15 protein-coding genes are annotated in these 17242 nt (G+C 60.9%); 9 read left to right on the plus strand and 6 right to left on the minus strand.

Going from position 1 to position 17242, the window contains the following annotated elements; genetic code table 11:
• Positions 1-58: 58 nt before the first annotated feature.
• The 5 genes from RGV06_RS05135 to RGV06_RS05155 are packed head-to-tail and all read right to left on the minus strand — an operon-like array spanning position 59 to position 5093.
• On the minus strand, positions 59-1018 hold the full coding sequence (locus RGV06_RS05135) for an isoaspartyl peptidase/L-asparaginase family protein (RefSeq protein WP_046810813.1): 960 nt from the start codon (positions 1016-1018) through the stop codon (positions 59-61).
• Positions 1015-1791: an amino acid ABC transporter ATP-binding protein gene (locus RGV06_RS05140; protein WP_322149515.1), complete on the minus strand. Its 777-nt coding sequence runs from the start codon at positions 1789-1791 to the stop codon at positions 1015-1017. The genes RGV06_RS05135 and RGV06_RS05140 overlap by 4 nt, the downstream gene beginning before the upstream one ends.
• Positions 1788-2885, minus strand: a complete 1098-nt coding sequence (locus RGV06_RS05145; RefSeq protein WP_019826071.1) for an amino acid ABC transporter permease — start codon at positions 2883-2885, stop codon at positions 1788-1790. The genes RGV06_RS05140 and RGV06_RS05145 overlap by 4 nt, the downstream gene beginning before the upstream one ends.
• Before the next feature lie 2 nt (positions 2886-2887).
• Positions 2888-4042 (minus strand): amino acid ABC transporter permease, encoded by a 1155-nt coding sequence (locus RGV06_RS05150; protein WP_019826073.1) that lies wholly within the window; start codon positions 4040-4042, stop codon positions 2888-2890.
• A 13-nt stretch (positions 4043-4055) separates the two neighbouring features.
• Positions 4056-5093 (minus strand): amino acid ABC transporter substrate-binding protein, encoded by a 1038-nt coding sequence (locus RGV06_RS05155; RefSeq protein WP_019826075.1) that lies wholly within the window; start codon positions 5091-5093, stop codon positions 4056-4058.
• A gap of 154 nt (positions 5094-5247) precedes the next feature.
• Here RGV06_RS05155 and RGV06_RS05160 point away from each other — a divergent pair, with 154 nt between their 5' ends.
• Complete coding sequence (locus RGV06_RS05160; protein ID WP_046810811.1) at positions 5248-6117, plus strand: LysR family transcriptional regulator; 870 nt, start codon at positions 5248-5250, stop codon at positions 6115-6117.
• A gap of 518 nt (positions 6118-6635) precedes the next feature.
• Positions 6636-6905, plus strand: coding sequence for a hypothetical protein (locus RGV06_RS05165; protein WP_048351816.1), 270 nt, complete (start codon positions 6636-6638; stop codon positions 6903-6905).
• Positions 6906-8618: 1713 nt separating this feature from the next.
• On the opposite strand, the gene RGV06_RS05170 is transcribed toward RGV06_RS05165, so the two are convergent.
• Positions 8619-9407 carry a DNA-binding transcriptional regulator gene (locus RGV06_RS05170; RefSeq protein ID WP_322149516.1) on the minus strand — a complete coding sequence of 263 codons (789 nt, stop codon included), beginning with the start codon at positions 9405-9407 and terminating at the stop codon, positions 8619-8621.
• 140 nt (positions 9408-9547) lie between these two features.
• Here RGV06_RS05170 and RGV06_RS05175 point away from each other — a divergent pair, with 140 nt between their 5' ends.
• From RGV06_RS05175 to mhpT, 7 genes are all read left to right on the plus strand, one after another.
• Positions 9548-11206, plus strand: a complete 1659-nt coding sequence (locus RGV06_RS05175) for a bifunctional 3-(3-hydroxy-phenyl)propionate/3-hydroxycinnamic acid hydroxylase (RefSeq protein ID WP_322149517.1) — start codon at positions 9548-9550, stop codon at positions 11204-11206.
• A 1-nt stretch (position 11207) separates the two neighbouring features.
• A complete protein-coding gene (mhpB, locus tag RGV06_RS05180; RefSeq protein WP_019829308.1) occupies positions 11208-12161 on the plus strand; it encodes a 3-carboxyethylcatechol 2,3-dioxygenase in 954 nt (317 codons plus the stop codon).
• 17 nt (positions 12162-12178) lie between these two features.
• Positions 12179-13042, plus strand: coding sequence for an alpha/beta fold hydrolase (locus tag RGV06_RS05185; RefSeq protein WP_019829307.1), 864 nt, complete (start codon positions 12179-12181; stop codon positions 13040-13042).
• A 14-nt stretch (positions 13043-13056) separates the two neighbouring features.
• Positions 13057-13863 carry a 2-keto-4-pentenoate hydratase gene (gene mhpD, locus RGV06_RS05190; protein WP_046808992.1) on the plus strand — a complete coding sequence of 269 codons (807 nt, stop codon included), beginning with the start codon at positions 13057-13059 and terminating at the stop codon, positions 13861-13863.
• A 32-nt stretch (positions 13864-13895) separates the two neighbouring features.
• Positions 13896-14834: an acetaldehyde dehydrogenase (acetylating) gene (locus RGV06_RS05195; RefSeq protein WP_046808985.1), complete on the plus strand. Its 939-nt coding sequence runs from the start codon at positions 13896-13898 to the stop codon at positions 14832-14834.
• 10 nt (positions 14835-14844) lie between these two features.
• Positions 14845-15855 carry a 4-hydroxy-2-oxovalerate aldolase gene (dmpG, locus tag RGV06_RS05200; RefSeq protein ID WP_019829304.1) on the plus strand — a complete coding sequence of 337 codons (1011 nt, stop codon included), beginning with the start codon at positions 14845-14847 and terminating at the stop codon, positions 15853-15855.
• A 159-nt stretch (positions 15856-16014) separates the two neighbouring features.
• Positions 16015-17208: a 3-(3-hydroxy-phenyl)propionate transporter MhpT gene (gene mhpT, locus RGV06_RS05205; RefSeq protein WP_198822128.1), complete on the plus strand. Its 1194-nt coding sequence runs from the start codon at positions 16015-16017 to the stop codon at positions 17206-17208.
• The last annotated feature ends 34 nt before the right edge of the window (positions 17209-17242 follow it).

Here is a 17242-nt window from a genome sequence, read left to right on the forward strand (position 1 = left end):
CTCCATGAGGCGAAAGGAGATCGAGACTAGTCTCCAGCCGCCCCACGGGTCAACAGACTCAAAGAGGATGCAGACGATCATCCTCGGCATAAATCGCCGTGTGCAAACCGCCTTCGGTATCGCGCCAGGCGCGGTACATGCCCGGCGTATTAAAGCTCAGGACGGTCTCGCCGGACGGTGACACCGCCACTACTCCGCCGTTGCCTCCCAAGTCCTTGAGTTCGCCCTGCACGACCTGCTCGCAGGCATGCGCCAGGCTCGATCCCACCAACCGAATCCGCGACGCAATATTGTGTGCTACCACCGTGCGCATGAAGAACTCGCCGTGACCGGTCGCCGAAATCGCGGCACTGCGGTCATCGGCCCAGGTGCCGCAACCAATCAGCGGCGAGTCACCCACGCGTCCGTAGCGTTTGTTGGTAATGCCGCCTGTAGAGGTGGCCGCCGCAACATGACCCTGTTGGTCCAGCGCCACAGCCCCCACAGTGCCGAATTTTTTCTCGACGCCACCCGGCTCCAGCAACACGGTCTGCGGCTGTTGTTGCTGGGCAGCCCACTGTCGGCGACGCAAGGGGGTGTCGTACCAGTCGTTGCTGACGTGCTCCAGATCGGGTTGTTCGGACAGAAACAGATCCGCACCCTCGCCTGCCAGCAACACATGTTCGCTGTGCTCCAGTACCGCCCGTGCACCACAAATCGGGTTACGCACGTGATGTACGCCAGCCACCGCTCCAGCTTCGAGGTTGGCGCCGTTCATGATCGCCGCGTCCAGTTCGTGGTCACCCTTGTGGGTAAACACCGCGCCCTTGCCGGCGTTGAACCATGGGCACTCTTCGAGTTCTACAACGCTTGCCTGCACGGCGTCCAGGCTGCTGCCGCCCTGTTCCAGCACCTCAACACCGGCCCTGAGCGCCTGCAACAACGCTGCGTGAATCGCCTGTTCGTCATCGTGCGTCAGCACGCCGGGCATCAGCACCCCGGCTCCGCCATGCAGGGCCATCGCTATGGATTGAGTCATTGCGCATGCACTCCGTGATTAATTATCTGGCTCAAAAAACGTTGGGTCCAAGGTGATTCCGGGGCCGAAAAAAAACGCTCGGGGGGCGCTTCTTCGACGATTTCGCCCTGGTCCATGAATACGATCCTGTCTGCGACCTTTCGGGCAAAACCCATTTCATGGGTCACGCAGATCATGGTCATGCCTTCCTGGGCCAGGCTGGTCATCACATCCAGCACTTCGGCGATCATTTCCGGGTCCAGCGCCGAGGTCGGCTCGTCGAACAGCATGACCTTGGGTTGCATGCACAATGCCCGGGCAATAGCGATACGCTGCTGCTGCCCACCGGACAACTGCGAGGGAAACTTGTTGGCGTGATCGCGCATCTTGACCTTGTCCAGCAAGGCCAGTGCACGTTCGATGGCTTCAGCCTCAGGCACACCCAGATTGGACGTCTGGGGCAAGGTACAGTTTTTCAGTACCGTCAGGTGCGGGAACAGATTGAAGTGCTGAAAACACATGCCCACCTGCCGACGGATTCGCTCCAGGCCCTTGACGCTGCCATTGAGCTCCTCGCCCAGCACCTCGACCAACCCTTGCTGATGCTGTTCCAGCTGATTGATGCAGCGGATCAGGGTCGACTTGCCGGAACCGGAAGGCCCGCAGATCACCACTTTCTCCCCGGCATGGACATTCAGGGAGATGTTTTTCAACACGTGGGCATTGCCGAACCACTTGTTCAATTGTTCGATACGCACCATCTCGGCGGCATCTGCCTTGGGTTTCATGATCATGAGCGGCTTTGCTCCATACGAAGTTCAAGATGTCGGGCATAGCGCGACAGTGCAAAACAGATGACAAAGAAATAGATCGCCAGGAAGACGTAAATTTCGTGGCCGTACTCAACCCACTCCGGCGCGACGGCGGTGCTCATGGCGATACCGACGATGTCCAGCACGCCGACAATCATCACCAGCGTGGTTTCCTTGAACAGGCCGATAAATTGTGTGAGCAAGGGCGCAATGGATTGCTTGAGCACTTGCGGCAGGATGATCTGGCCCATGGTTTTCCAGTAGCCAAAACCCAGCGCCATGGCCGCTTCGTACTGCCCCTTGGGCAGGTTCTGCAAACCGCCGCGCAGGGTCTCGGCCATATAGGCGGCGGTAAACAGGATCAGCACCAGTTGCACCCGAAGCAGGATGTCGAAGGCCGAGTCCGGCGGCAGAAACAGCTGAATCATCAGCGAAGCCATAAACAGCAGAGAGATCACCGGCACCGAGCGCACCAGCTCGATATAGAGCACGCACAGCATGCGGATAACCGGCAACTTTGAGCGTCGACCCAAGGCCAGCAAAATCCCCAGGGGCAAGGCGAAAATCATCCCTGCGGTACCCAGAAAGACCGTCACCAGCATCCCGGCAAACTTGGTCGAAGACACCTCGGGCAAACCGGCCCCGCCCTTGAGCAGCCACCACATCACGATCGGCAGCAAGGCCAGGTACGCCAGCAGCACGCGGCGGTCCAGACGTTTGAAAAACAGCAAAACAAACGCCGCGCCCGCCAGTATCAGCGACAGGGTCACTCGCCACTGCTCGGCTTGCGGGTAAAAGCCATACACAAACAGGTTCCAGCGTTGGGTGATCGGCAGCCAGCATGCCCCGGCGGGGTTGCAGTCCTTGGCGCTGTCGCCCACGAACGTCGCGTCGAACACTAGCCAGTTGAGTGCCGCAGGAATGCACCAGCACAACAGTGCAATCACGCCGAGCGTCAGCAGGCTGTGGCCAATACTGGGGAACAGCTGACTACGGCTCCAGGCCAGCGCCCGCTGAGCCCAGGGCAATTTTGGAGGTGCCAGCGCGATAGCCAGTGATTGATTCATGGCAGTCATGTTCAGTGCCCCCTCTGGCCAATACGATGGTTATAGATGTTCATCCCCAGAGAGATCACCAGACTGATTGCACAGTAAGTCCCCATGACCAGCGCGATGCACTCAATGGCCTGGCCCGTCTGGTTCAGGGTGGTACCGCCGGTAGACGACACCAGCTCCATAAAGCCGATGACCACACCCAATGAGGAGTTCTTGACGATGTTCAGGTATGTGTTGGTGATCTGCGGAATCATCGGATAGATCGCTTGTGGCACGATCAGTTGGCGCATGGTTGAGCCGGATTTGAAGCCGAGCGCTTTGGCTGCTTCGTACTGACCGCGATGCACCGACTCAATGGCGCCCCTGACGATTTCTGCGATGTAGCTGGCGCTGTAGAACGACAAGGCGAGGCACAGGGCAAGCATCTCCGGCACCAGGGTGATTCCGCCCTTGAACCCGAATCCACGCTGCACAGGCACTTCCCATTGCAAATGGGCATCGCTCAAGACGTACACCAGCAACGGCAGCAATACCGCACCGGCCAACAGCACTGGCCATCGGCGGGAGGCAAATCCGCGCCACGGTGTACGGGCTTCCTTGACGCGACAAAACACATAACCCAGCAACGTACCCAATACCATCAGGGTCAGGCCCCAGCCGACCTGACTGCCTTGCGCAAGCCAGGGCAGGTTCAGACCGTTGTTGTTCAAAAACACCACGCCAAACAACGAAGCCGAATGCTTGACCCCTGGCAACGCCAGTACCAGGCCGTACCACCAGACCAGATGCACCACCAGCGGCACGTTGCGCAGAAACTCAATGCACGTCCCGCTCAGGCGCTTGATCAGCCAGTTGTCCGAGACGCGGGCCATGCCCAGTGCGCCCCCCAGGAGGGTTGCCAGCACAATGCTCAATACCGACACCAGCAAGGTGTTGAGCAACCCCACCAGATAGGCCCGGGCATAGCTCGCGTCCGGGGTGTAATCAATCAGCGAAAAACTGATGTCGTAGCCAGCGCGCTGAGATAAAAACCCGAAGCCCGAGGCAATATTCAGATTTTTCAGGTTCAGCGCAGCGTTACTGGAAAGCAGGTAAAAGACCGCCGCAACCAGAGCCAGTACCAGCCCTTGCTGCAACACACTCGACAGGCGCAGGTTGTGCGAACGATAAGTCGACATGACAGTAATTCCCTTAACGAATCGGCGGCGCGTACATCAAGCCATTGTCTTTCCAGCTGCGGTTCAGACCGCGCGGGATGTTCAGTGCCGTCTGCTGGCCGAGGTTGCGGTCATAGATCTGCGCGTAGTTGCCGACTTGCTTGAGAGCGCGGTACGCCCAGTCACTGTCCAGGCCAAAGGACTTGCCGATCGTGCCTTCAGTGCCCAGCAAACGGGCGATATCGGTCGACGCCGTTTTATCACTGTGCAGTTGGTCGACGTTTTCAGATGTCACCCCCAGTTCTTCACCTGTCATCAGGGCATAGGCGGTCCAGGTCACGATATTGCGCCAGGTGGTGTCCCCTTGGGCGACGAAGGCGCCGAGGGGCTCCTTGGAAATGACTTCCGGCAACAGCACGTAGTCTTGAGGGTTGTTCATCAGCGCCAATCGGGCAGCCAGGCCGGAGGAGTCATTGGAGATGGCGTTGCAGCGCCCGCGCTGAAACGCGGCGTACAGTTCGGGGCTTTTCTCGATGACCACCGTCTTGTACGTCAGGCCGCGCCGACCGAAATAGTCCTCGAGGTTCTGCTCCGACGTAGTGCCCGGCGACAGGCAGAACGTTGCTCCGTCCAGATCCGTCAGCTTTTTAATGCCATCCGCGGCGTGGGTCATGAAACCCTGGCCGTCGTAAAACCAGACCGTGGTGAAGTCCACACCCAGATTGGCCACCCGTTCGGCGGTCCAGGATGCGGCCCGCGACAGAATGTCGATTTCCCCGGAAGCCAGGGCGGTAAAGCGGTTTTTTGCAGTGGTGGTCAGGTACTCGACCTTGTCCGCATCGCCCAGCACGGCGGCGGCAACGGCACGGCACAGGTCAACGTCCATGCCGGTCCAGCGACCTTTGTCGTCAATCAGGGAAAACCCCGGTTTGTCGCCGGCCACCCCGCAGCGCACGCTGCCATGGGCCTTGACCTTGTCCAGCACACCTGCCTGGGCAACTTGAGCACCGGTCACCAGCATCGCCAGCAGTGGTGCCCCAAGTAAAAGCTTCACCCTATTCAATTTGTGCATATCATTGCCCCTTCAAAATTCTTCTTGTTATGCCTGACAACCACAATCCAACGGCAGGTGGCGGTTAAGACGCACAATAAAGACAGAGGCATGGGCCGGATAGCGACTATTGATCCACTAAGCTGGACGCGCTATCGAATATTGGAATAACTCTATGAACATCGACTGGTATGAAGACTTTCTCGCCCTGGCCGATACCGGCAAGTTCACGGCGGCGGCCAGCATGCGCGGCTCTTCGCAATCGGCGCTGAGCCGGCGAATTCAATTGCTGGAAGCGCACCTGGGTGCGACCCTGATCGACCGCGAACGCAACCCCGTGCGACTGACGGCCGCCGGTGAAGCCTTGCTGCCCAATGCCGTGGAACTGGTGCGTATGGCCCGCGACTGCGAACAGAGCGTGAAGGTGCTGAATCGGCCCCTGACCTTTGCCTCGTTGCACACCCTGGCGTGCAACTTTTTCCCGGACTGGATCAGCCAGTTGAACAACCCGCAAGCGCCCCTGTTCACCCGTATCGATACCGGCTATCGCAGCACCGATGACTACTACATGGCGCTGATGTCCGGACGTTGTGATTTCATCCTGTTCTACCGTGATACCAAGACCGCGCCCTACTCCCGGCAAAGTGAGTTCGAGGTCAAGTCCTTGGGCCATGACGAGCTGTACTGGGTCGCCACCCCGGCACTGGCGGTGCATTGCGCCCAGACCGATGAACCGATCCCGCTGCTCAGTTATTCGCGCAGTGCGCAACTGCATGAATTGTCCCGTACCCAGATCAACCGTCACCCCCAGCCCCACCGCCTGCTTCAGGTGTTTGAGGCCACAGTGTCCGAAGCCCTCAAACCGATGGTCGCCAGCGGCCAGGGCGTGGCGTGCATGCCACACAGCATGGTTGCACCGCTGATCGAGCGCGGGGAGCTGGTGCGCTTGTATCCGGACATGGAGTCCGACCACCTGGAAGTCATTCTGGTGCGGTGGAGGGACAACCGTAACCCCCAGGCTGATGCGCTCTGGCAGCGGTTGTAGACAAAGAAAGTGTAAAGATCCCGGGACCGCTGCGCACCGGCGACAGGCGTACGCAGGGGCGAAAGCGCTTTGGTTACTTTGCCGCTTTTGCAAAGTGGCTCGCTGTAAGAGCGAAACCCCTATTCCAGTTAGACATGCATGCCGGATATGTACCCGGCCTGCCAGCTATCACCAAAGCCCCCAATCGCGGCCCCGCACATCACCAGCCCCACTACGAACTTTCAGGATTTTTCGCACAGGTTTGCCAATTGCTGAGGTATCGGCACGACGCCTATAGTCAGCCCTCGCCGATAAGGCGACCGGGTTTGGCGACCTGGCAGTATCCAGTTAACGTGTGGTTGTTAAATATGGCTAAGCGTGTATTTTGCTCGCACTGCTTTATGGCAGCTGTACGTGGGAGATCTTCGGGTCTGCCGGGTTTCCTGGATCACCGGTTCGCCAACCCGCGTACAGCGGCCACCTGTTTTCGTTTGGCGACGAAATAAGCTGGCTCAAATACCCTTCCAGGAGCATCACTTATGACTCAACATCCATTTATTCCGCTAACCGCCATCGACTGCACCATCCCCGCCTTATTTATCGACCGCAATACGCCCCTCGATGTGCTTCACGCCAACGCCGTGGCCCGCATGCTGGCGGCAACCCAACTTATGGAAACACTCTCCAGCCGCGAATTGCAGCAGGCAGATTCGGTTGATCTCAAACATCTTGCCACGGCGGCTGCGCTGCTACTGCGAGATGGTTGTGACGTATTGAATGTGTTGGGTTGGCGATTGCAGCCTGCATAGAAAAACACCCCAGTGCAGGGTTATACGACGGCTGCGTCTACAGGATTCGTCGTCTATCCCTCTACGTAGCAGTTGACGAGTAGAACGAGGCTACGTTCGATCGCGCAGCGGTCGCAAAACAGTTATACGCGCAGTGCCTGATTAACCGTGCAAGCCGATTTCACGACTGCTGCGTCGCAGTGGCGCACCAAGCCGAACGCAGCCTCGCACGGCTCGTCAGCTGCTACGGATCGTGAATGCAACCCACCAACCAGGCCGGCCGGTCGGCCGCCTCGGGGTGCAGTGCTTTTGATCTGCCCGTCCCTTCGGGAGGCCGAGAGGAGGTTCTGCGCAGTGGGTCGACCGGCATGGATGCCGGGTGAGCCGTGTTGGGCCAGGGATGGCCCGTCACGGCGTGCCCACGGAGCGGGACCGGAATGAGGGAACCTGAGCGCAGCGAGGGCCGTACGCGGGGGCGAAAGCGCTTTGGTTACTTTGCCGCTTTTGCAAAGTGACTCGCTGTAAAAGCGAAACCATCATTTCAGTTAACCGCAAATGCCGGATATGTACCCCGTGTGCCCGTTGTTTTGCGAAGCGCCCGCACCTATGCCGAGTACATATCCATTCGATGTATCACGGTTCTCTACGGGTTCCGCCCTTACGGCGGGTCACTTTTTCCAGACGCCGAAAAGTAACCAAAAAGGCTTGCCCTACCATACGGCCGCCTCGCCCAGGCTCGGTGGTTCCCTCACTCCGGCACTGTCATGGGGGCACGCCGCGACGGGCCATCCATGGCCCATCGCGGCTGGCGCGGCGTCCTGCCGCGCCACCCCCATAACAGCACCTGCGTTCGGCCTTCTGTGATGGGCATTCGCGTCGTCTGGACATTCGTGTGGTTCCAGCAAAAGCAAAATCCATCGCAGACGCCACAGAACCCTGCGCAAAACGTTTTAGCACCCACATACAAGCCGCTGACGAGTAGAACGAGGCTGCGTTCGATCACGCAGCGGTCGCAAAACCGGAATACGCGGTTTACCTGATAAACCTGGGAGGCTGATTTTACGACGGCTACGCCGCAGTGGCGCACCAAGCCGAACGCAGCCTCGCACGGCTCGTCAGCGACTACAGATCGTGAATGCACCCCACCAATCAGGCCGGCCGGTCGGCCGCCTCGGCGGGCAGTGCTTTTGATCTGCCCGCCCCTTCGGGAGGCCGAGAGGAGGTTCTGCGCAGTGGGTCGACCGGCATGGATGCCGGGTGAGCCGTGTTGGGCCAGGGATGGCCCGTCACGGCGTGCCCACGGAGCGGGACCGGAATGAGGGAACCTGAGCGCAGCGAAGGCCGTACGCGGGGGCGAAAGCGCTTTGGTTACTTTGCCGCTTTTGCAAAGTGACTCGCTGTAAGAGCGAAACCATCATTTCAGTTAACTGCGGATGCCGGATATGTACCCCGTGTGCCCGTTGTTTTGCGAAGCGCCCGCAGCTATGCCGAGTCCATATCCATTCGATGTGTCACGGTTCTCTACGGGTTCCGCCCTTACGGCGGGTCACTTTTTCCAAACGCCGAAAAAGTAACCATGGCCCTGTCCCGTGACAACGGACGCCTCGCCCAGGCTCGGTGGTTCCCTCACTCCGGCACTGTCGTGGGGGCACGCCGCGCTCGCAAACCCTGCACACCCGGTCTGTCTGAGAATGCGAGGGCTGCCCATCGCAGCCTCGCTGCGCTCCTCAGCGGCTACAGTTTGTCTGCGCCCAGCCCCGCCTGAATTTTTCCCACCATCTCCTGCATCGCCGGTAAGAAGCGGCGGGCAGCTTCTTCAACTGGCATGGCCTTGGCGATATACACCAGGTTCAGGCAACCCATGACCCGCTCCTCATGCATCACCGGGATCGCAATCGCCGCTATCTTGCGCTCTTCGCCCCAGTGCGAGTTGTTTTCGCCATAACCCTTGCTGCGGGTGTGCTCCACCAGTCGCTCGACGAATCGTCGATCCGCCGCCAGCGGTGATTGCACGTCGTCTCGACTGATCATCAATTCGATCAATTCTTCTCGCTCGGCAGGTGGGCAAAACGCGAAATATGCCCGCCCGGTTGCGGTCATCAGCAAGGGTAAGCGGCGACCCACCATCGAACGGTGAAACGACAGGCGACTGAAACGGTGAGTGGTTTCGCGAATCACCATGGCGTCGCCGTCCAGGGTGCACAGGTCGGTGGGCCACGCCACTTGCTGGAGCAACTGGCCGAGCAAGGGCGCGGCAATCGAGGAAATCCACTGCTCATCGCGAAAGCCTTCACTCAGTTCTCGTACCTTCAGCGTCAACCGGTAGCTGTCATCGGATTCACTGCGGCGCACGTAGCCTTCAGCCTGCAATGTCTCCAGCAAACGACGCACGGTCGTGCGGTGCAAGCCACTCTGCTCAGCCAGTTGAGCCGTACTGGCGCCCCCGTCAAAACGGTTGAGACCGTTGATCAGTAACAGCCCGCGCATCAAGCCCCGCACGGCCTTATATTCGGTTTCGCTCATGTGTTTCCCATTATTTTTATCGGTAAATCAACGATGTGCACTGAGTGCACCCTAGCAAGGGTTGTCGTTGTTCACCAGCTTCGTGATTTCCATACTGCGCCCAACAAGAAATCCAAAAAAAGCGCTGTACGGAGATACCCATGAGTTCTGCACCCACTGCTTCCCCCTTGGACCTGAGTACCGATGTCGCCATTGTCGGGGCTGGCCCTGTCGGGCTGATGATCGCCAATTACCTGGGCCAATGTGGTGTAAACGTCACCTTGGTGGAAAAGCTCGACAGCCTGATCGACTACCCACGCGCCATTGGCCTGGATGACGAAAGCCTGCGCACATTCCAGGCCGTCGGCCTTGCCGAAAACGTGCTGCCGCACACCACGCCCTGGCATGCGATGCGTTTCATGACGCCCAAGGGTCGCTGCTTTGCAGACATCCAGCCCAAGACCGATGAGTTCGGCTGGTCCCGGCGCAACGCCTTTATCCAGCCCTTGGCAGACCGGGTCCTGTTCGAAGGGCTGGAACGCTTTGACAACGTCAAGGTGCTGTTCGGCCGCGAACTCGAAGGCTTCGAGCAAAGCGACAGCGGCGTGCAACTCACACTGAAAAACGCCGAGGGCCGCAGCGAGCGCTTGCAGGCCAAATACCTGATTGGCTGCGATGGCGGCAACAGCCTGGTGCGCCGCAGCCTGGACATCAGTTTTGAGGGCAAGACCGCGCCCAATCAGTGGATCGTGGTGGATATCGCCAACGACCCCCTGAGCACGCCCCATGTGTACCTGTGCTGCGACCCGGTGCGCCCTTACGTGTCCGCCGCCCTGCCCCACGGCGTGCGCCGCTTTGAGTTTATGGTGATGCCCGGCGAGACCGAAGCTGAACTGAGCAAGCCCGAAAACATGCGCAAGCTGCTGGCCAAGGTGCTGCCGGACCCGGACCGCATCGAGCTGATTCGCAGCCGCGTCTATACCCACAACGCCCGCCTCGCAGGCCGCTTCCGTCAGGGCCGGGTACTGCTGGCCGGGGATGCCGCGCATATCATGCCGGTCTGGCAGGGCCAGGGTTACAACAGCGGCATGCGCGATGCCTCCAACCTGGCCTGGAAACTGTCACTGGTGATCAAGGGCCTGGCCAGTGACCGCCTGCTCGACAGCTATGAGCTGGAACGCCGGGATCACGCCAAGGCCATGATCGACCTCTCGGTACTGGCCGGCCACGTACTGGCGCCCCCCAAGCGCTGGCAGGGCACCCTGCGCGATGGTGTGTCGTGGCTGCTCAACTATGTGCCGCCGGTCAAACGCTACTTCGTCGAAATGCGCTTCAAGCCCATGCCGCAATACACCCGTGGCGCCCTGATCGTGCCGAGTGAAAAAGGCTCGCCAGTGGGCAAGATGTTCATTCAGCCCAAGGTGCTGACCGACGCGGGTGCAACCGTATTGCTCGATGAAGTGATCGGCGAGAATTTCGCGATTATCGCCTGGGGCTGCGACCCGACCTGGGGCCTGACGGCGGCGCAGATTGCGCAATGGAAAGCACTGGGCACACGGTTTATTCAAGTGCTGCCGGATGTCCAGCTCAGGGCCCCGAGCGACGCCGGCAACGACGTGATTCGCGTCGGCGACAGCAGCGGCCGCCTGCGCGAGTGGTTCGCTCGCGGCTCATCGTCCATTGCCCTGTTGCGCCCTGACCGCTTCCTCGCCGGGCTGGCCACACCGCAAACCCTCGGCAAGGCCTGCAATGAACTGGCCCTGGCGCTCAACGCGCAGCCACACATCCAGGTGACGCCAGCCGTCAGCAAGGTGGCTTGAGATGAGCGCCTATTTGCACTGTTTGTCACACACGCCGCTGGTGGGCTACGTCGACCCGACACCTGACGTGCTGGCCGAAGTGGACAGCATGATCCGCGATGCCCGCGAACGCATCGCCCGCTTCGACCCGCAGCTGATCGTGCTCCTGGGGCCCGATCACTACAACGGCTTTTTCTACGACGTCATGCCGCCCTTTTGCATTGGCATGGCTGCCGATGCCATCGGTGATTTCGACACGGCCGCCGGCCCCCTCGACGTGCCCAAAGCGCTGGCCGAAGCCTGCGCACAAGCGGTTATGGATGCCGGGATAGACACCGCCGTGTCCTACCGCATGCAAGTCGATCATGCCTTTGCCCAACCCCTGGAGCTGCTGCTGGGCGGGTTGCGCACCTGCCCGGTGATTCCGGTCTTCATCAATTCGGTGGCGGTGCCCCTGCCCGGTTTCAAGCGTGCGCGCTTGCTGGGTGAGGCCATCGGCCAATGGGCCAAGTCACTGGACCTGCGCGTGCTGTTTCTGGCGTCCGGAGGACTGTCTCATCAGCCTCCAGTGCCCGAACTGGCCAAGGTCGATGCGCGCATGGCCGACCGCTTGATGGGCAGCGGCCGCCAGTTGCCCGCCGATGAGCGCGCCGCACGCCAGCAGCGAGTCATCGAGGCCGCACGGCACTTCGTCGAAGATCAGAACAGCCTGCATCCGCTCAACCCGGTTTGGGACCAACAGTTTCTCGACACGCTGGAGCAGGGTCGCTTGAGCGACCTCGATGCGCTGGGCAATGACGCGCTGTCGGCGCTGGCCGGCAAGTCGACCCACGAGGTGAAAACCTGGGTCGCCGCGTTCGCAGCACTGTCCGCCTTTGGCCCTTACCAAACCGAAGGCCGCTACTACCGCCCGATTCCCGAATGGATCGCAGGCTTCGGCGCCCTTGGCGCACAGCCGCTGAACACCACCCTTTGAATTCAAGGAACACTGCCATGACTGCCAGCGTATTCACTGAAGCCTCGACCAGCCGCTTTGCCCGTATCAAGGAAGGCGACCTGGACCTGCAATTGCACTACAACGACGTCGGCCAGGGTGCCGAAACTGTGGTCATGCTCCACGGTTCCGGGCCTGGCGCCAGCGGCTGGGCCAACTTCAACCGCAATATCGAACCGTTGGTGACTGCCGGTTACCGGGTGATCCTGCTCGACTGCCCGGGCTGGAGCAAAAGCGATCCGGTGGTCAGCGAAGGCTCACGTTCCAACCTCAATGCGTCGGCGCTCAAGGGGCTGCTCGATGTGCTGGACCTTGACCGGGTGCACATCATCGGCAACTCGATGGGTGCCCACAGCACCGTGGCCTTCGCTCTGGAAAACCCCGAGCGCATCGGCAAACTGATCCTCATGGGCGGCGGCACCGGCGGCCCGAGCGCGTTTGTGCCCCAGCCCACCGAAGGCATCAAGCTGATCGGTGCGCTGTACCGCGAGCCGACCATCGAGAACCTGAAGAAGATGATGAGCGTCTTCGTTTTCGATACCAGCAGCCTGACCGAAGAACTGTTCCAGACCCGTCTGGATAACCTCCTGGCGCGCCGCGACCATCTGGAAAACTTCGTCAAAAGCAGCACCCTCAATCCCAAGCAGTTCCCCGACTTCAGCCATCGCCTGCACGAAATCAGCGCCGAAACCCTGCTGGTCTGGGGGCGCGAAGACCGCTTTGTGCCGATGGACACCGGCTTGCGCCTGCTGGCAGGGCTGCCCAAGGCTCAGTTGCACGTGTTCAACCGCTGCGGCCACTGGGCGCAGTGGGAGCACGCCGACACCTTCAACCGCATGGTGCTGGACTTCCTGACCCACTGATGACCGAGACCGCCATGAACCCGACTCCCGAAACACTGGCCCAACTGGCCGCCGACCTGCGTCACGCCGAAACTCACGGCAACGCCATCGCACCGCTGCGCGAGCTGATCGGTGAAGACAACGCGACAGCCGCCTACACCATCCAGCAGCTCAATGTCGCCCACGGCGTCGCCAACGGGCGCCGGGTAGTGGGCCGAAAAATCGGCCTGACCAACCCCAAGGTGCAGGCGCAGCTGGGCGTGGACCAACCGGACTTCGGCACCCTGTTCGCCGACATGTGCTACGGCGACAACCAGACCGTGCCCATCGATCGCGTGTTGCAACCCAAGATCGAGGCGGAAATCGCCTTGATCCTCAAACATGACCTGCCCCACTCCGACACCACCTTCGACGAAGTCATGGCCGCCACCGGCTGGGTGGTCCCGGCCCTGGAAATCGTCGGCAGCCGTGTGCAGCAGTGGAACATCCGCTTTGTCGACACGGTGGCCGATAACGCCTCCAGCGGCTGCTACGTACTCGGCGGCCCGGCCCGCAGCCTCGAGGGGCTGGACTTGCGCAATGCGGGCATGCGCATGACCCGCAATGGTGAAGAGGTTTCCAGTGGCAGCGGCGCGCAATGCTTGGGCCATCCGCTCAATGCGGCCGTGTGGCTGGCTTGCACCATGGCGCGCCTGGGCAATCCGCTGCAAGCGGGCGACATCATCCTGACCGGCGCACTGGGGCCGATGGTGGCCGTGGCCGCCGGTGATCGTTTCGAGGCGCATATCGAAGGCATCGGCAGTGTCGGTGTGGACTTCTCGCAACACAGCAGCGCCGAGTAATCGGCGACTTGCGTGCAAATGAGGCAACAATAATGAACAAGAAACTCAAGGTCGCCATCATCGGCTCCGGCAATATCGGCACCGACCTGATGATTAAAATCCTGCGCAATGCCAAGCACCTGGAAATGGGCGCCATGGTCGGTATCGACCCCGCCTCCGACGGTCTGGCCCGTGCTGCCCGCATGGGTGTTGCAATCACTCACGAAGGGGTTGAAGGCCTGACGCGCATGGACGTGTTCAAGGACATCGACTTCGTGTTCGATGCCACCTCCGCCGGTGCCCATGTCAAGAACGACGCCTTTCTGCGGGCCATCAAACCCGGCATCCGCCTGATTGACCTCACCCCGGCCGCCATCGGTCCGTACTGTGTGCCGGTGGTCAACCTGGAACAGAACCTCGACCAGCTCAACGTCAACATGGTGACCTGCGGCGGGCAGGCGACCATTCCGATGGTCGCTGCCGTGTCTCGAGTGGCCAAGGTGCATTACGCCGAAATCGTCGCGTCGATTGCCAGCAAATCTGCCGGCCCCGGCACCCGCGCCAATATCGACGAGTTCACCGAAACCACCTCCAAGGCCCTCGAAGTGATTGGCGGTGCAACCAAGGGCAAAGCGATCATCGTGATGAACCCGGCCGAGCCGCCGCTGATGATGCGCGACACCGTTTTTGTGCTCAGCGAAGCCGCAGACCAAGCGCTGGTCGAGGCCTCTATCGTCGAAATGGCCGCCGCTGTGAACGCCTATGTGCCGGGCTATCGCCTCAAGCAGAGCGTGCAATTCGACGTCATCCCTGAAGACGCACCGTTGACCATTCCCGGCCTGGGCAGGTTTTCCGGCCTCAAGACGTCGGTGTTTCTTGAAGTTGAAGGCGCCGCCCACTACCTGCCGGCCTACGCCGGAAATCTCGACATCATGACCTCCGCAGCCTTGGCCACCGCCGAGCGCATGGCGCTGTCGATGCTCAACGCCTGAGGGGAAAACCATGAACGGTAAAAAGATCTACATCAGCGACGTCACCCTGCGCGACGGCAGCCACGCGGTACGCCACCAGTATTCGTTGCAGAACGTGCAAGACATCGCCCGCGCGCTGGACAAGGCCCGCGTCGACGCCATCGAAGTGGCCCACGGCGACGGTCTGCAAGGTTCGAGCTTTAACTACGGTTTTGCCTCCCATACCGATCTGGAGTGGATCGAAGCGGCGGCGGACGTGATCAGCCACGCAAAAATCACCACCCTGCTGCTACCCGGCATCGGTACGGTTCACGACCTCAAGGCCGCGTACAACGCCGGGGCCCGGGTGGTGCGCATTGCCACCCATTGCACCGAAGCCGACGTATCGAAGCAGCACATCGAATATGCCCGCGAACTGGGCATGGACACCGTGGGCTTTCTGATGATGAGCCACATGATCCCGGCCGAGCAGCTGGCGGCCCAGGCCAAGCTGATGGAGAGCTACGGCGCGACCTGCGTGTACATGGCCGACTCGGGCGGGGCGATGAATATGCAGGACATTCGCGATCGCTTCCGCGCGTTCAAGGCCGTGCTCAAGCCTGAAACCGAAACCGGCATGCATGCTCATCACAACCTGTCGCTGGGCGTGGCCAACTCGATTACAGCGGTTGAAGAAGGCTGCGACCGGATCGACGGCAGCCTCGCGGGCATGGGGGCCGGGGCCGGTAATGCCCCGCTGGAAGTGTTTATCGCCGCCGCCGAGCGCCTGGGCTGGAACCACGGTACGGACCTTTACACGCTGATGGATGCGGCGGATGACATTGTTCGACCGTTGCAGGATCGCCCGGTGCGGGTCGACCGCGAGACCTTGGCGCTGGGTTATGCCGGCGTGTATTCGAGCTTCTTGCGCCACGCCGAAATCGCTGCGGCCAAGTACGGGCTCAAGACCCTGGACATCCTGGTCGAGCTGGGCAAACGGCGGATGGTGGGCGGTCAAGAAGACATGATCGTCGACGTGGCGCTGGACCTGCTCAAACGCTAAGGCCTTCCTTACCCCCCTTGTGGGAGCGGGCGTGCTCGCGATGCAGATAACGCGGTTTACCTGACGAACCGCATTGATCCAGTCGCGAGCAAGCCCGCTCCCACAGAAACAGGGGTTATCGCTGCTTCATCCATAACAACAATAAAACGGGTACAGCCCATGACTTCACTCAATCTGCAAATGGCCCGCACCATCGGCCTGTGTTTTCTCGTTGCCCTCATGGAAGGCCTCGATCTACAGGCCGCAGGGATCGCTGCTCAAGGCATGGCTGCCGCGTTCGAATTGGATAAATTACACATGAGCTGGGTGTTCAGCGCCGGCATTTTCGGCCTGTTGCCCGGTGCGTTCGCGGGTGGATGGCTGGCTGACCGCATTGGTCGCAAACGCGTGCTGATGGCCTCGGTGGTGCTGTTCGGGGTGTTTTCACTTGCCACCGCATTGGCCTGGGACTTTAACAGCCTGCTGGTCGCACGTTGCCTGACCGGTGTTGGCCTTGGCGCCGCCCTGCCCAACCTGATCGCCCTCACCAGCGAAGTGGCTGGCCCGCGCTTGCGCGGTACGGCGGTAAGCCTGATGTATTGCGGCGTGCCTTTGGGCGCTGCGCTGGCCGCCATTATCGGCATCGCCGACCTGACCGGTGGCTGGCAGGTGGTGTTCTACGTCGGCGGCGTGGTGCCGCTGTTGATCGTGCCGCTGCTGGGGCTCTACCTTCCCGAGTCGCAGCAGTTTCGCAACGCTCAGGGCGAGATGCCTGTCGGTGTGGTTCAGGGCTTGTTTCGCGATGGCGCGGCACTGCCGACTGCGCTGATCTGGGTCAGTTATTTCTTCACCCTGATGGTGGTTTACATCCTGATCAACTGGCTGCCCAGCCTGGTGATCGGCCAGGGTTTCACCGGGCGTCAAGCCAGCTGGGTGATGCTCGCCCTGCAAATTGGCGCAGCCATCGGCACCCTGTTTCTGGGTTGGGTGATGGACCGCCTGCCCGCCTGGGCACTGTCTGTACTGATCTATCTGGGCATCCTCGTGTCCCTGAGCGCCCTCGGGTTGGCCAGTCATCTGCCGGGCATGCTGGCCGCAGGCTTTATCGCCGGTTTCTTTGCCACCGGTGGCCAATGCGTGCTCTACGCCCTGGCGCCCCATTTCTATCGCCCTTCGATACGCGCCACGGGCGTGGGCAGCGCGGTGGCCATTGGTCGTCTCGGTGCCATGAGCGGCCCATTGGTAGCCGGCAAGATGCTCGCGCTGGGTACCGGTACCGCCGGGGTGATGCTGGCGTCGGCGCCGGGCATCGTGATCGCGGCCGTGGCCATGTTTTACCTGTCGGTGCGGCGCAACGCAGCAGCGCCGGACTGACAACCTGCGCGTCGAAAGGCGCGCAGTGCTCCAC

Origin of the sequence: Pseudomonas sp. CCI3.1 (genome assembly GCF_034313985.1) — a bacterium.
Lineage (GTDB): Bacteria > Pseudomonadota > Gammaproteobacteria > Pseudomonadales > Pseudomonadaceae > Aquipseudomonas > Aquipseudomonas psychrophila.

What these genes read in the sequence shown, in the direction of transcription:
- RGV06_RS05135 (WP_046810813.1), bottom strand. Translation starts at nt 1,018, where the DNA reads ATGACTCAATCCATAGCGATGGCCCTGCATGGCGGAGCCGGGGTGCTG.
- RGV06_RS05140 (WP_322149515.1), bottom strand. Translation starts at nt 1,791, where the DNA reads ATGATCATGAAACCCAAGGCAGATGCCGCCGAGATGGTGCGTATCGAA.
- RGV06_RS05145 (WP_019826071.1), bottom strand. Translation starts at nt 2,885, where the DNA reads ATGACTGCCATGAATCAATCACTGGCTATCGCGCTGGCACCTCCAAAA.
- RGV06_RS05150 (WP_019826073.1), bottom strand. Translation starts at nt 4,042, where the DNA reads ATGTCGACTTATCGTTCGCACAACCTGCGCCTGTCGAGTGTGTTGCAG.
- RGV06_RS05155 (WP_019826075.1), bottom strand. Translation starts at nt 5,093, where the DNA reads ATGCACAAATTGAATAGGGTGAAGCTTTTACTTGGGGCACCACTGCTG.
- RGV06_RS05160 (WP_046810811.1), top strand. Translation starts at nt 5,248, where the DNA reads ATGAACATCGACTGGTATGAAGACTTTCTCGCCCTGGCCGATACCGGC.
- RGV06_RS05165 (WP_048351816.1), top strand. Translation starts at nt 6,636, where the DNA reads ATGACTCAACATCCATTTATTCCGCTAACCGCCATCGACTGCACCATC.
- RGV06_RS05170 (WP_322149516.1), bottom strand. Translation starts at nt 9,407, where the DNA reads ATGAGCGAAACCGAATATAAGGCCGTGCGGGGCTTGATGCGCGGGCTG.
- RGV06_RS05175 (WP_322149517.1), top strand. Translation starts at nt 9,548, where the DNA reads ATGAGTTCTGCACCCACTGCTTCCCCCTTGGACCTGAGTACCGATGTC.
- mhpB (WP_019829308.1), top strand. Translation starts at nt 11,208, where the DNA reads ATGAGCGCCTATTTGCACTGTTTGTCACACACGCCGCTGGTGGGCTAC.
- RGV06_RS05185 (WP_019829307.1), top strand. Translation starts at nt 12,179, where the DNA reads ATGACTGCCAGCGTATTCACTGAAGCCTCGACCAGCCGCTTTGCCCGT.
- mhpD (WP_046808992.1), top strand. Translation starts at nt 13,057, where the DNA reads ATGAACCCGACTCCCGAAACACTGGCCCAACTGGCCGCCGACCTGCGT.
- RGV06_RS05195 (WP_046808985.1), top strand. Translation starts at nt 13,896, where the DNA reads ATGAACAAGAAACTCAAGGTCGCCATCATCGGCTCCGGCAATATCGGC.
- dmpG (WP_019829304.1), top strand. Translation starts at nt 14,845, where the DNA reads ATGAACGGTAAAAAGATCTACATCAGCGACGTCACCCTGCGCGACGGC.
- mhpT (WP_198822128.1), top strand. Translation starts at nt 16,015, where the DNA reads ATGACTTCACTCAATCTGCAAATGGCCCGCACCATCGGCCTGTGTTTT.